Raw genomic sequence first — 12,897 nt, forward strand, 5'->3', positions numbered from 1 at the left:
TCTGGCCGACGGCCGGGGGCGCGTCAAGGGCGCCCGTGGCCGGCCAGCGCGCGCCGGCAGAGCGCGTCGGCGGCCCGGGTGGTCTCCGGCAGCCGGAAGCGCGGGGCCAGCCGCAGGACGTGCTCGCACGCCCGGTCGAGGCCGACGCGGTGGCCGACGGAGACGAAGACCGGCTTGACGCCGGGCTGGGTGCGCAGCGCCCGCCCCACCTCCTCCTCGCCGTCCAGCAGCGGCGAGGCGTCGCCGCGCAGTGGTCCGGGCGGCTCGAAGCGGAAGGTGAAGGGGTTCTTCGCGACGCCGACGACCGGCAGGCCCGTCAGCACCCCGAGGTGGCTGGCCAGGCCGAAGCGGCGGGGGTGGGCGAGGCCGTAGCCGTCGCAGACGACGAGGCCGGGCGTGACGTCCAGCCGGGCGAGGGCGTCGAGGACGGTGGGGACCTCACGGAACGCCAGCAGGCCCGGCACATAGGGGAAGGAGACCCGGCCGACCGCCGTCGCCTCGGCGACGACGTCCAGCGTCGTGGCGTCGAGCGCGACGGCGGCCGCCGCGACGACGTCGCGCTCGTCGTCGTACGCGACGTCCACGCCGACCGCCACCAGGGGCGCGCCGGGCGGCGGCCCCGGCTCGTCCAGCACCACCCGCCCCCGCAACTCCTCCTGCACGGCGGTCGCTTCCGCCTCGGTGGTGGGCCAGTCGGGGGGCAGGGCGTACGGTGCGTCAGTCATGGTGCCCCCACGCTAAGGGACACGCGCGCCACGCCCGTCGGCGGGCGCCCTTCCCCGCCGGGCCGCGGCGTAGCCTGTCGATCATGTTTGTACTGGAACTGACCTACATCGCTCCGATCGACCGCATCGACGCCGCCATGGCCGAGCACGTCGCCTGGCTGGACGCCCACTACGCGTCCGGCGTCTTCATCGCCTCCGGCCGCAAGGTGCCCCGCGACGGCGGGATCATCCTGGCCCTCGGCGACGACCGGTCGAAGATCGAGGAGATCACCCAGAGCGATCCCTTCACCGTGGCGGGCGTGTGCGACTACACGATCACGGAGTTCATCCCGACGAAGACCTCGGAGGCGATGGAGTCCTACCGCCAGGAGCTGCCCTCCTGAGGCGAGGCGGGCCCCGCCGCCACGCGCCCTACCGCCCCGTGCCGAGGCGCGCGGCGCGCCCCTTCTCCCCGGCCGCCCAGCAGGCGCCGTCGGGCGCGCAGGCGACCGTGTCGTACGACCCGGTGTCGAAGCCGTGCCACTGACGGCCGCCGTCCGTGCTGACCTCGCTGCCGGTCGGGCCGACGGCCACCGCCGTGGCGCGGCCGCGCGGCAGCCAGGCGACGCCGGAGCGGTAGGCGGCCGGCGGGCGGGGCGCCGTCGTCCAGTGGCGGCCGCCGTCGCCGCTGAGGGCCGCGGCGGCCGGCGACGGCTGCCCGGTGCGGTAGTCGCCGCCGACGGCCAGTCCGTGCGCGCGGTCGCGGAAGGCGAGGGCGAACACGCCGCGGGCGGGGTCGCCGGCCGGTACGGGTGTCGTGGTGGCCGTCCAGGTGCGGCCCCGGTCGGCGGAGTGCAGCACGCGGGAGGCGGCCGCACCGCCGGTGGCGATCCACGCGTCGCGGCCGCCGGAGCTCACCACGCACTGGCCGCTCGCGGCGAAGGCGGCCTCGCCGGGCAGGGCGGCGGGCATCCCCCCGTCGGGCGCCGGGCGCCAGCTGCGCCCGCCGTCGCCGGTGGCCAGGATGCGGAACCTGCCGTCGACGGGGTCGCCCAGCGCGATGCCGTGCCGGCGGTCGAAGAACGTCACACAGTCGTAGAAGGCCCTCGGGTCGGTGTTGCGGAAGGTCTCGGTCCAGCTCGCCCCGCCGTCGTCGGTGCGCAGGATCCGCGAGGCCTCGCCCTCGCCGATGGCCAGGACCACCGCGTGCCGCGCGTCGAACGCCTCGACGTCGCGGAACTCCAGGCCGCCCGCGCCCGGCGGCGAGACGTCGCGCCAGCTGCGGCCGCCGTCCCGGGTGAGCAGGACCGTCCCCTTGGTGCCCGCCAGCCACGCCGTGGAGCGGCCGACGGCCGCCAGCCCCCGGAAGCGGGCGTCGGTGCCGGTGTCCTTGGTCTCCCAGGACAGCGGGTGCGGGGCGGCCTGCGCCGAGGGCGCCGTCCCCACCAGGGCGAGGGCGGCCCCGCAGGCCCCCGCCAGTACTGCGCGCAACGTCTTCCCCATCCGCTTCATGAGGGGGGAAGCTAGCGGAGCGGCGGCGACGCGTCCACGACAAGAAACGGACGGTGTTGCCGGGGCGGCAGTGAGCCCGGGCGACGCAAAACAACGCTTGATGACGCCAGCCTTGCCGTAATTCCTTCAAGTTCATTGACGTAGAAGGCAAATGTCTTCTTTTAAAAGGGCAGTGATACAGCTCACGCTCGAATCATGTGCACTACGGCGATCGTTCACTCGTCTCACCACACGAGGACGTCGTAACGGCACGGAAGAGCACCACCGGAAAACGACCGCAAGGGAGCTGGCGTTGTCCACTGTCATCGAACAGGCTGTCCAGGCACGGATCATCGCGTCGGCCCCGCCGTCCCGGACGGTTCCCGCGCGCCTGCTGTACCGGCGCTCCGACCCCTTCGCCGTGCGCGTGGCCTTCCCCCCGGCGGCCTCCCTCGACGGGGCGGACGTCGAATGGGCCTTCGCCCGCGAGCTGCTGGCGCGGGGCCTGCTGCGCTCGGCGGGCGGCGGCGACGTACGGGTGTGGCCGTGCGGCCCGCACCGCACGGTGCTGGAGTTCCACGCGCCGGAGGGCGTGGCCATGGTACAGATCGACACCCCCGAACTGCGGGCGTTCCTCGCCCGCACCTACACGCTGGTGCCGGTGGGCGGCGAGGGCGGTCACCTCGACGTGGACAGCGACCTGGCGGCCCTGCTGCGCCAGGCCTGAGGGGGCGCCCCGTCCGGGCCGCGACCGACGCGGCCCGGACGGGGCGCTCACCAGCGCGCGCCCTCCCCCGCCCGCTCGGCCCGTACGCGCGAGGCGACGATCTCGGTCTCCGCGGCGTCCCGGCCCGCCCAGCGGGCGGCCTCCACCGACTTGCCCGGCTCGAGCTCCTTGTAGACCTCGAAGAAGTGCTGGATCTCCAGCCGGTCGAACTCCGGCAGATGCCGCAGATCCCTCAGGTGCTCGTGCCGCGGATCCCCGGACGGCACGCACAACACCTTGTCGTCCGCCCCCCGTTCGTCACGCATCCGGAAGAGCCCGATCGCCCGGCACCGGATGACGATGCCGGGAAAGGTCGGATCGCCCGCCAGCACGAGCGCGTCCAGCGGCTCCCCGTCGGCGCCGAGGGTTTTGTCGATGTAGCCGTAGTCGGCCGGGTAGCGGGTCGAGGTGAACAGCATCCGGTCCAGCCGGATTCGCCCCGACGCGTGGTCCATCTCGTACTTGTTGCGGCTGCCTTGCGGGATCTCCACGACGACGTCGAAGTCCATGGGGGCTCCTCCGGAAAGAGGCGGCGGGATCAACCATGGTGGCGCGAACCGGCCTACGAGCGCCATGGCGCCTCCGGCGGGGCCCCGGTGGGGTGCGGGTGCGCCGCCGTACGCCCTGCGAGCGGCTGGGGGAGTTCCGCGGGTGCCGCACGGCGGTGTTCGACGGATGCCGCAGGGCGCCCTGCGGGCGTCCGGGGGCGGCGGGTGCCGCAGGGCCGGCCCGGACGGCCGCCTCGCGAGGCAGACGGCGTCAGGCCCGGGGCCGAGCCCGGATCCGGCCGTTCATCCGTCCGGTGCCGGCCGCCGCCTCACGGCCCGTCAGTCAGCCCTGCCGCGTGCCGGAACGTTCCGGCACGGGACGCCGGGCGCGCGATCGCGCGCCGGGTACCCGGGCGGTCGCGCCCGCGCCGGAAGCCCGGCTCGCGGGTGCGGGGCCGCGTCGGGGCCTGGGGCCGGGTCGGGAGGCGGCCGTCGCGACAGCGGGCGCGAGCTCGGCCGTCGCGGCGCCGGACCCCGGCCCGCCCGCCGGCACGGCCTCTCGCCCGCCGCCCGCAGGGCCGGGGTCCTGCAGCGTCAGGGCCACCACGCCGGACGCCGCCAACAGGCCGGCCGTTGCCGCGAGCAGGGCGCCGGTCGTTCCGAAGCGGAAGTCCTCGCCGAGGGCCAGGACGCCGACGGCTGCGGCGACCACGGGGTTGACGACGGTGACCGTGGCCAGGGGGGCGGCGAGGCCGGCGTCGCGGTAGGAGGCCTGGGAGAGGAGCATGCCCGCCGAGGCGAGGAGGGCGATGGCGCCGAGGGGCGGCAGCAGGGCGGGCACGGCCTGGTGCGCGGCCCAGTCCTCGGCGACGGCCTTGGTGAAGACCGAGGCCATGCCGAAGGCCGCGCCGGCGGCCGTGGCCAGCGCCACGCCGCGGACGACCGGGCGGCGCAGCCGGCGGGCGCCGAGCGCCACCGCGGCGGCGAAGGCGAGCACGCCGGCGGCCAGGAGCGGCCGTTCCCCGACGGCGAGGGATTCCGTGCGCGGCGGTCCGGTCAGGCTCAGCAGTCCGGCCAGTCCGACGGTGGCCAGCAGCGCGCCGCGCCACCCGGCGGGGCCGACGGGCCGGCAGGCGAAGAGTGCGGCCATGGGCAGCGCGAAGACGATCGTCAGGGCGCCCAGCGGCTGCACCAGGCTGAGCGGCCCGCAGGCCAGCGCCACGACGTGGAGCGCGGAGCCCAGTCCGGTGAGCGCGACCGCGCCCCACCAGCCCGGGCGGCGCAGCGGCGCGTACGCCGCGTCCGCGCGGCCGGTGGCGGTGGCGGCGACGCGCTCCTGGGCGATGGCCGCGCCGGCGTAGCAGACGGCGGACACCAGGCACAGCAGCACCGCCGGGACGAGCGTGCTCACGGCCGTCCCCCCTCGTCCTGGGCGCCTCCGCGGCCCGGCCCGTCTCTTCGATCCGTCCCCTGGTGATCCATGCCCTCCACGATGCCGTCCACCAGCGGCCCGGGCGTCGTACTTGAGTACGGGCTTTTCCGTACTCCTCAAGGAGTACGCGGGGCGGCACCAGCGCGTCACAAGTGCCGTGAGAGGCCGGCGTGAGGTGCCGGAGCGTTCCGGCGCATTTCCGCATGGGATTCCCGGGGGATCGACGGCCGTTTTTCTGCGTATGGCGTCTCATCCTTTGTCGACGCCTTCCGGAAAATCCCGCGCCGGAATGCCGACGGCCTGAATTACCATTGCCACGAGCCCGCGCACATGAAATATATGGGCGGGCTCGATGGGGGAATTGAGCAGGTCACGGGGGGAACACCGATGGACGCCGCTTCGCAGATTTGGCATGCTCACGCATTCGAGAAATTCGAACGGCCCGGCCGCCGGGTCGTCGTCATCGGGGCCGGAATCTCCGGTCTCGTCACGGCCTACGAACTGGAGTGCCGGGGTTACCGCGTCAGGGTCCTGGAAGGCACCACACGCATCGGGGGGCGCATCCACACCCACCGGTTCGGCCATGGCCCCGGCGCACCGTCCGTGGAACTCGGCGCCATGCGCATTCCGGCCCATCACCACCACGCCCTCGAATACATTCGACGAATGGGGCTGGCCGGAAAACTCCGCACCTTCACCACACTCCTGTCCGACGAAAACGCCTTCCTGCGCACCGAGGACGGCTTCCTGCGCATCCGGGAGGCTTCCGGCCCGCTGCGCGAGAACTTCCGGCGCGAGCTGGAACGACACCGCCCCTGGCAGCGCCACGACGAGCGCCTCGACGACGGCATCGTCGCCTTCGGCGCCTGGCTGACGGCCATCGTCGACGCCATCGCCCCGCCCGACCTGCGGGAGGCGCTGCGCACGGACCTGCGGCGCCAGCTGCTGGACCTGGTCGCCCTCGTCGACCTCGGCCCGCATCTGCGCGGCCCGGCCCGCGACCGGGTCGACCTCCACTCGCTGTTCTCCGCCCACCCAGGCATCCGGGCGGGCTGCAGCGCCCGGCTCAACAGCTTCCTCGACGACATCCTCGCCGAGACCAGCCCCGACCTGCTGCGTCTGCACGGCGGCATGGACGCGCTGCCGCGCGCCGTGGCCGGCCGGCTGCGCGGGCCGGTGCTTCTCGGCCACCGGGTGACCGGGATCGAGGTGTGCGACGACCTCGTCCGGCTCACCGTCCGCGCCGGCAGCCGCACGGTCGAGGAGCACGCGGACCTCGTGGTGTGCACCGCGCCCTTCCCCGCCGTCCGCCGGATGCGGCTGCGGGGGCTGGACGCCGACAAGCTGGACGTGCTGCGGGAGGTGGAGTACTGCCCGGCCACCAAGGTGGCCGTCCACTGCCGCGAGGCGTTCTGGCGCGAGGGAGGCATACAGGGCGGGGCCTCGTTCACCGGAGGGCGCGTCCGCCAGACGTACTATCCGGCCCCCGACGGCGCACCCGGGCAGGGCGCGGCGCTGCTCGCCAGCTACACCATCGGCGACGAGGCCGCCCGGCTCGGCCGGATGTCCGCACGGCGGCGGCACCGCCTCGTCCTCGACGAGCTCAGCGTGGTCCACCCCGAGCTGATGACTCCCGGCATGGTGCTGGACGTCGTGAGCGTGGCGTGGGGGAACGTCGCCTGGAGCGGCGGCGGTTGCGCCTACCGCTGGGGCAAGAGCGACGAGAGGTGCGCGGAGGAACTGCGCCGCGCGTTCCACCCGGTGGGCCGGCTGTTCTTCGCCGGCGAGCACTGCTCGACGGCCTCCGCGTGGATCGAGGGAGGGATCGAATCCGCGCTGCGGGCCGTCGAAGCCGTCGGACGCCACGATCGGGCCCACCGCACCGCGACCGCCGCCGACCGCCACGACCCAGCGGGAGCCCTGTGATGAGCGTGTTCGACCTGCCCAGGCTGCACTTCGCCGGCACCGCCACGACGAAGCTGCCGACCGGACCGCGCGGCGGGCTGACCGATCTGGCGGCCCACCGCGCGCTGACGGACGACGGGCCGTTCCCCGTCGAGCGGCCCGCCGCCGAGTACCACGACTATCTGCGGCGGCGCGGGCCGCGCTTCGACGCGGCCGGACGGCCGTCGCCGGAGGGGGAGTTCAGCGCCGCGAAGGGCTGGAACTTCGACGGCAACGGCCACTTCTGGATCACCGCCGAGGTCGTGTCGGTGGAGGGCCCGGACGCCGCCCCCGGGGATCCGCCCGGCACCGCCGATCCGGTCGTGGGCCGGAGCGTGGACGTGTGGGGGCACTACAACCCCTATCTGCGCACCACCGTCAACCGGGCCCGCGTCTTCGACCTCGACCCGGCCTCGGGGTGGACGACGGCGCTGATGGTCGGCCGGTTCGGGTTCGGGCGGCTGGGGCGCTCGCACGACGACGGCTATATGCTCACCGGCCCCGTCAGCGGCCTCCAGCCGCCGCGCTGGGCCGACTTCGGCCGGATCCTCGACGTGGGCGAGCACGTCCTGGCCCGGCAACTGCGCTACTGCGCCGTCCACCAGTTCGTGCTCACCCCGCCCGGCGGCCCGGAGCGCGGGCTGGGGTGGCTTCCGGACAGCGACCGCTCCCCCGCCGTCGGCGCGCTGCGCCGGGCGGTGGAGCGGGGCGCGGACGGGCTGGTGGTCCAGTTCGCCCTGGACGCCATGTCCTCGCCGACGGTCCCCGACGCCCCCAGCCACTGGCGGGTGCGCGGCACGATCGCCCCGTGGCGCGCGGAGGAGATGCGCAGCTACCCCGCCGGGCGGCTGCTGGTCCCCCTCGCGGGGACGGGGCGGACGCTGCACCACATGACGGTGGAGGTGGCCCGCGGCCGGGCCGCCTTCAACATGGTCTCCGCCGTGCCGGTCACCGACCGGGCGCGGCAGGCGGGCCCCGGCCCGCTGCACCGGCTCGGGCCGCCCCTGGACGCCGGCGACCTGGAGCTGCGTACGGCCGGATCCGGGCGGCTGGTCGCCCGGGTGCCGGCGGGGGCGTACCCCTCGGACGCGACCTCGGGCATCGTCACGGTGCCCGCCGAGCCCGGGTGGGAGGCGGCGGCGGACGAGGGGCTGTGCCTGACCGGCACCCCGCCCGGCGCCCGGCGGCGCACCACGCTGCTGGCCGAGCGCGAGGCCAACGTGCAGACCGACGACGCCCTGCTCGTCCTGCACCACCGCGACCGCGGCCACGGCCGCGACCACGCGGTCGGCGTGCCACTGCGGTCGTTCGTGCGCGGCCGTCCGGCGAGCGTGGGCCGGGTGTCCGCGCGGCAGTTCTTCAACCCCCGTGCCCTGCCCGCCGACCCGGTCGCGGGCGCGCCCGGGGCCCGTTGCCGGGACGCGGTGGTCCTCGGGATGCGCGACGAGGGCCCGTACGCCGAGGGTTGCGTGGTGGCGACCGACGAGCACGGGCGCGGCCTGCTGACCCTGCGCGGCGAACGGGCCGGCACGTGCCGGGTGCTGCTGTCCGCGGACCCGGCCGGCCCGCCGCCCGTCGACCCGGCCGCCGAGGGCTCGGCGTGGGCAGCGTACGACGACGAGGACGCGCTGGGCTTCTGGGCGGGCGCCGGCTCCCTGGCGGTGCGTGTGCTGCCCGACGACTGGTACCTGGACGACGTGCCCAGGGCGGAGGTGGACTTCGCGCTCCTGCACCGGGAGGTCTTCGCCTTCTACGAGCACATCTCCTCCTTCATGCGCTCGGAGGTCTTCAGCCTCGCCGACCGCTGCAAGGTGGAGACGTACGCGGAGCTGGTGTGGCAGATGTGCGACCCGCGCAACAAGGAGAAGACGTACTACATGCCGCCCACGCGCGATCTCACCGATCCCAAGGCGCGGCTGCTGCTGGCGTATCTGCGCAACCACCAGGCGCGCACGCGCCCGCCGCTGACCACCCCGGCCGTCCTCGCCGGGGAGCCGGCCATCACCACCCGGGGCGAGCTGCTGACCGCGCTGCGGCAGGCGGCAGCCCTGGAGCTGGCCGTGATGCTGCAGTACCTCTACGCGGCGTTCTCCGTGCCGACCCACGGCGCGGGCAGGGAGTACGTGCGCCGGGGCGAGTGGACCGCCGGGCAGCTGGAGCTCGCCTGCGGGCAGGGCGGGGCGACGACGGACGACGGGATCCGCGGGGTCCTGCTGAACGTGGCGCGCGAGGAGATGATCCACTTCCTGCTGGTCAACAACATCATCACGGCGACGGGCGAGCCCTTCCACATCCCGCTCGTCGACTTCGCCACGATCGGCGCCGAGCTGCCGGTGCCGCTGGACTTCGCGCTCGAGGGGCTGAGCGTCGGCAGCGTGCAGCGCTACATCGCCATCGAGCAGCCCGCCGGGCTCGTCCCCGGGGTTCGCTCCGAGGGCGGTCCGCGCGGCGCGCCCGTGCGGCCGCTCGGATTCACCTGGGGCTCGGTGAGCGAGCTGTACGCGGGCATCAGGGAAGGGCTGCGCCGCGTCCCGGGCCTGTTCCTGGTGGAGAAGGGGCGCGGCGGCGGCGAGCACCATCTGTTCCTGCGCGAATCGGTGGACGCCGTGCACCCGGACTACCAGCTGGAGGTCGACGACCTCTCCAGCGCCCTGTTCGCGGTGGACGTCATCGCCGAGCAGGGCGAGGGCGGCGTGCTGGGCGGGGCCGCGCCCTCGGACTCCTCGCACTTCCAGAGCTTCCTGCGGATCGGCGAGGCGCTCACCACCGAGCGCGTCCCGGGCCCGTACGGACATCTGGTGTCGTGGAGCCCGGCCTACCCGGTGCTGCGCAACCCCACCCTGGGGGCGGGCGGCGGGGCGAAGGACGCGATCACCGACCCGGAGGCGCGCGCGGTGGGGCGGCTGTTCAACCGCTCGTACCACCTGACGTTGCAGCTGATGGCGCAGCACTTCGGCGAGAGCCCGGACGGCAGCCTGCGCCGGTCGAAGCTGATGAACGCCTCGATCGACGTGATGACGGGCATGATGCGCCCGCTGGCCGAGCTGCTGGTGACGATGGAGTCGGGGCGGCGCGGCCGCACGGCCGGCCCCACCTTCGAGCTCGACGCCCCGCCCGCCTGCGTGCCCCGCCCCGACGTGGCCCGCCGCTCGCTCGCGCTGCGCTTCGACCACCTGTCGGCGGCGGCCCGCAAATGCGAGCCGGTGCCGGCGCAGGTCGCCGGCATGGCGGCCTTCTACGCCGACTTCTTCCGCCGCAGTGAGGAGCGGGCATGACGAACCCGGGCAGGACGCACTACGACACCGACGTCCTCGTCGTGGGGGCCGGGCCGGTCGGGATGGCGCTGGCCCTGGACCTGGCCCAGCGGGGCGTGGACTTCATGGTGGTGGAGGCCTCCGACGGCAGCGTGGCGCACCCCAAGGTGGGCACCGTCGGCCCGCGGTCGATGGAGCTGTTCCGGCGCTGGGGCGTCGCGGACGCGATCCGCGCGGCGGGCTGGCCGGAGGACCATCCGCTGGACGTCGTCTGGGTGACCGCGCTGGGCGGCCACGAGATCCACCGCCTGGACTTCGGCACGACCCGGGACCGGCCCGAACCACCCTGGACGCCCGAGCCCGAGCAGGTGTGCCCGCAGCACTGGCTCTCGCCGCTGCTGGCCCGCGCGGTGGGCCTCCACCCGGACGGCCCGCTGCGGCGCCGCTGCCGCGTGGAGAGCGTCGTCCAGGACGCGGACGCGGTGACCGCCACCGCGCGCGACCTGGACGACGGCGGCAGGCGCCTGACCGTCCGGGCGCGCTATCTCGCCGCCTGCGACGGCGCGTCCTCGCCCGTGCGCAAGGCGGCGGGCATCGCGGCACCGGCCCGTCACCCCACCCAGGTCTTCCGCAACATCCTCTTCCGGGCGCCCCGGCTGCGCGAGCGGCTGGCCGGGCGGAGTGCCCTGGTGTACTTCCTGGTGCAGCCCGGAGGGCTGCGCTTCCCGCTGCGGTCGATGGACGGCCGGGAGCTGTACCGGCTCACGGCCGGGGCGGGGCTGACCCTGGAAGGGGACGCGCTGTCGGTGGTCCGCTCGGCCATCGCCTTCGACACCCCGCTGGAGATCCTCTCCGAGAACGTCTGGTACCTCACCCACCGCGTCGCCGAGCGCTACCGCGCCGGCCGTGTGCTGCTCGTGGGCGACGCCGCCCACACGCTCTCGCCGTCCGGGGGGTTCGGCATGAACACCGGCATAGCCGACGCCGCCGACCTGGGCTGGAAGCTCGCCGCCGAACTGGCGGGCTGGGCCGGGCCCGGGCTGCTCGACGCGTACGAGGCCGAGCGCCGCCCGGTCGCGGCGCGCAGCCTCGAGGAGGCCAACGCCAACCTGACTCGGACGGTGCGCCGCGAGGTCCCCGCGGAGGTCCTGCTGGACACCCCGCGGGGCGTCGAGGCCCGCGCGGCGGTGGCGCGCGGGCTCAGGTGCGGCGGGGTGCGGCGCGAATTCGAGGCGCCCGACGTGCACTTCGGCTACCGCTACGACTCGCCGCTGGTCGTGGGCGGCGGCGAGCGGGGCGGGGAGTGGCGGCGGACGCCGCTGCCGGGCGGGCGGGCGCCGCACGCCCGGCTGGGCCCGGGCCGCTCCACGCTCGACCTGTTCGGGCGGTCCTTCCGGCTGCTGTGCGCGGCGCGGGCGGACGAGCCGCGGCTGAAGGGGTTCGAGGACGCCTTCGCGCGCCGGCGCGTGCCGCTGGGCGTCACCCGCTGGGACGAGGAGGCGCCGGAGCCGTACCGGGGCCTGCACGTCCTGGTCCGCCCGGACGGCCACGTCGCCTGGCGGGGCGCCGCCCTTCCGGCGGAGCCCGGGGCGCTGGCGGACACGGTGCGGGGTGCGCGATGAGCGACGCGCCCCTGCCCCCGTTCCGCGCCGCGGACGTCCACGTTCCCGACCCGTACCCCCTCTACCGGCGCTACCGCGAGCAGGACCCGGTGCACCGGGCGGAGGACGGCTGGCTGCTCTTCCGCCACGACGACGTGGCCCGGGTGCTGACCGGCCGGGGCCACGGGCGGGGCGCGCCGCCGTCCCGGCTGCCGCGCGAGTGCCCCCACCTGCGGCGGACGACCGCCAACTGGATGGTCTTCATGGACCCTCCGGAGCACACCCGGGTGCGCGCGATGGTGGCCAAGAGCTTCACGCCGCGCATCGTGGAGGGCCTGCGCCCCCGCATCCGGCAGCTCGCGGCCTCCCTCGTCGAGGAGCTGCGCGCGGCCGGCACCGCCGACCTGGTGGACCGCTTCGCCGCGCCCTTCCCCATCCTCGTCATCAGCGAACTGCTGGGCGTGCGCGCGGCGGACCGGCCGTGGTTCCGCGCCCAGGCGGTGGACCTGCAGCAGGCCACCAGCGCGCGGGTGGCGCGCCGGGCCGACGGCTTCGCGGTGGCCGACGCGGCGGCGCGGGAGCTCGACGCGTACTTCCGCGCCGAGCTGGCCCGCCGCCGGGCCGCGCAGCACCGCTACGAGGCCGACCTGATCGGCGCGATGCTGCGCGCCCAGGAGCAGCTTGCCCTGGGCGACGACGTCCTCGTCGGCACCTGTGTCCACCTGCTGACGGCGGGTCATGAGACGACCACCAACCTGGTGGCCAAGGGCCTGCTCGCGCTGTTCGCCCACCCCGAGCAGCTCGCCCTGCTGCGGGCGCGGCCGGAGCTGATGCCGGGCGCGGTGGAGGAGCTGGTCCGCTACGACTCGCCGGTGCAGATGATCAGCCGGCAGGCCCTCGCGGACGACGAGATCGGGGGGCGGACGATCGCCGCGGGCAGCAAGGTGACCCTGGTGCTGGGTTCGGCCAACCGCGACCCGGCGGGTTTCCCGTCCCCCGACCGGCTCGACATCCGCCGGGACGCCCGCCGGCACTGCGGCTTCGGCATGGGCCGGCACTACTGCGTCGGCGCCCCGCTGGCCCGTGTCGAGGCGGAGACGGGCCTGCTGGAGCTGCTGGGCGGCCTGCCCCGGCTCGCCCTGGCCGACGAGCCGGTGACCTACGCCGACGACCTGGTCTTCCACGGGCCGTCACGGATGGTGGTGCGCACCGGCTGA

At 75.2% G+C, this 12,897-nt stretch carries 11 protein-coding genes; 6 read left to right on the top strand and 5 right to left on the bottom strand.

Going from position 1 to position 12,897, the window contains the following annotated elements; translation table 11 throughout:
- Positions 1 to 23: 23 nt before the first annotated feature.
- Positions 24 to 725, bottom strand: a complete 702-nt coding sequence (locus J1792_RS27800) for an endonuclease V (RefSeq protein ID WP_086572072.1) — start codon at positions 723 to 725, stop codon at positions 24 to 26.
- A gap of 83 nt (positions 726 to 808) precedes the next feature.
- Between J1792_RS27800 and J1792_RS27805 the strand changes: the two genes are divergently transcribed.
- Complete coding sequence (locus J1792_RS27805) at positions 809 to 1,108, top strand: YciI family protein (protein ID WP_086572070.1); 300 nt, start codon at positions 809 to 811, stop codon at positions 1,106 to 1,108.
- 28 nt (positions 1,109 to 1,136) lie between these two features.
- On the opposite strand, the gene J1792_RS27810 is transcribed toward J1792_RS27805, so the two are convergent.
- Positions 1,137 to 2,216 carry a WD40/YVTN/BNR-like repeat-containing protein gene (locus tag J1792_RS27810; RefSeq protein WP_372446187.1) on the bottom strand — a complete coding sequence of 360 codons (1,080 nt, stop codon included), beginning with the start codon at positions 2,214 to 2,216 and terminating at the stop codon, positions 1,137 to 1,139.
- Between the two features lie 292 nt (positions 2,217 to 2,508).
- Here J1792_RS27810 and ssgD point away from each other — a divergent pair, with 292 nt between their 5' ends.
- A complete protein-coding gene (gene ssgD / locus J1792_RS27815; RefSeq protein WP_086572067.1) occupies positions 2,509 to 2,922 on the top strand; it encodes a spore wall synthesis regulator SsgD in 414 nt (137 codons plus the stop codon).
- 47 nt (positions 2,923 to 2,969) lie between these two features.
- On the opposite strand, the gene J1792_RS27820 is transcribed toward ssgD, so the two are convergent.
- From J1792_RS27820 to J1792_RS34640, 3 genes are all read right to left on the bottom strand, one after another.
- A complete protein-coding gene (locus J1792_RS27820) occupies positions 2,970 to 3,470 on the bottom strand; it encodes an inorganic diphosphatase (RefSeq protein WP_086572065.1) in 501 nt (166 codons plus the stop codon).
- Between the two features lie 322 nt (positions 3,471 to 3,792).
- Positions 3,793 to 4,860, bottom strand: a complete 1,068-nt coding sequence (locus tag J1792_RS27825) for a DMT family transporter (protein ID WP_086572063.1) — start codon at positions 4,858 to 4,860, stop codon at positions 3,793 to 3,795.
- A 270-nt stretch (positions 4,861 to 5,130) separates the two neighbouring features.
- Complete coding sequence (locus J1792_RS34640) at positions 5,131 to 5,466, bottom strand: hypothetical protein (RefSeq protein WP_242646793.1); 336 nt, start codon at positions 5,464 to 5,466, stop codon at positions 5,131 to 5,133.
- Between J1792_RS34640 and J1792_RS27830 the strand changes: the two genes are divergently transcribed.
- Genes J1792_RS27830 through J1792_RS27845 form a run of 4 tightly spaced genes read left to right on the top strand, consistent with a single transcriptional unit; the run spans position 5,383 to position 12,897 of the window.
- Positions 5,383 to 6,807: a flavin monoamine oxidase family protein gene (locus J1792_RS27830; protein ID WP_242646780.1), complete on the top strand. Its 1,425-nt coding sequence runs from the start codon at positions 5,383 to 5,385 to the stop codon at positions 6,805 to 6,807. The two genes, J1792_RS34640 and J1792_RS27830, sit on opposite strands and share 84 nt — an antisense overlap.
- Positions 6,807 to 10,100 carry a ferritin-like domain-containing protein gene (locus J1792_RS27835; protein ID WP_207248422.1) on the top strand — a complete coding sequence of 1,098 codons (3,294 nt, stop codon included), beginning with the start codon at positions 6,807 to 6,809 and terminating at the stop codon, positions 10,098 to 10,100. Before J1792_RS27830 ends, J1792_RS27835 begins: the two co-directional genes overlap by 1 nt.
- Complete coding sequence (locus J1792_RS27840; protein WP_207248423.1) at positions 10,097 to 11,701, top strand: FAD-dependent monooxygenase; 1,605 nt, start codon at positions 10,097 to 10,099, stop codon at positions 11,699 to 11,701. Before J1792_RS27835 ends, J1792_RS27840 begins: the two co-directional genes overlap by 4 nt.
- Positions 11,698 to 12,897: a cytochrome P450 gene (locus tag J1792_RS27845; protein ID WP_086572058.1), complete on the top strand. Its 1,200-nt coding sequence runs from the start codon at positions 11,698 to 11,700 to the stop codon at positions 12,895 to 12,897. Before J1792_RS27840 ends, J1792_RS27845 begins: the two co-directional genes overlap by 4 nt.

This window comes from Streptomyces triculaminicus (assembly GCF_017349075.1).
GTDB classification, from domain to species: Bacteria; Actinomycetota; Actinomycetes; order Streptomycetales; family Streptomycetaceae; genus Streptomyces; species Streptomyces triculaminicus.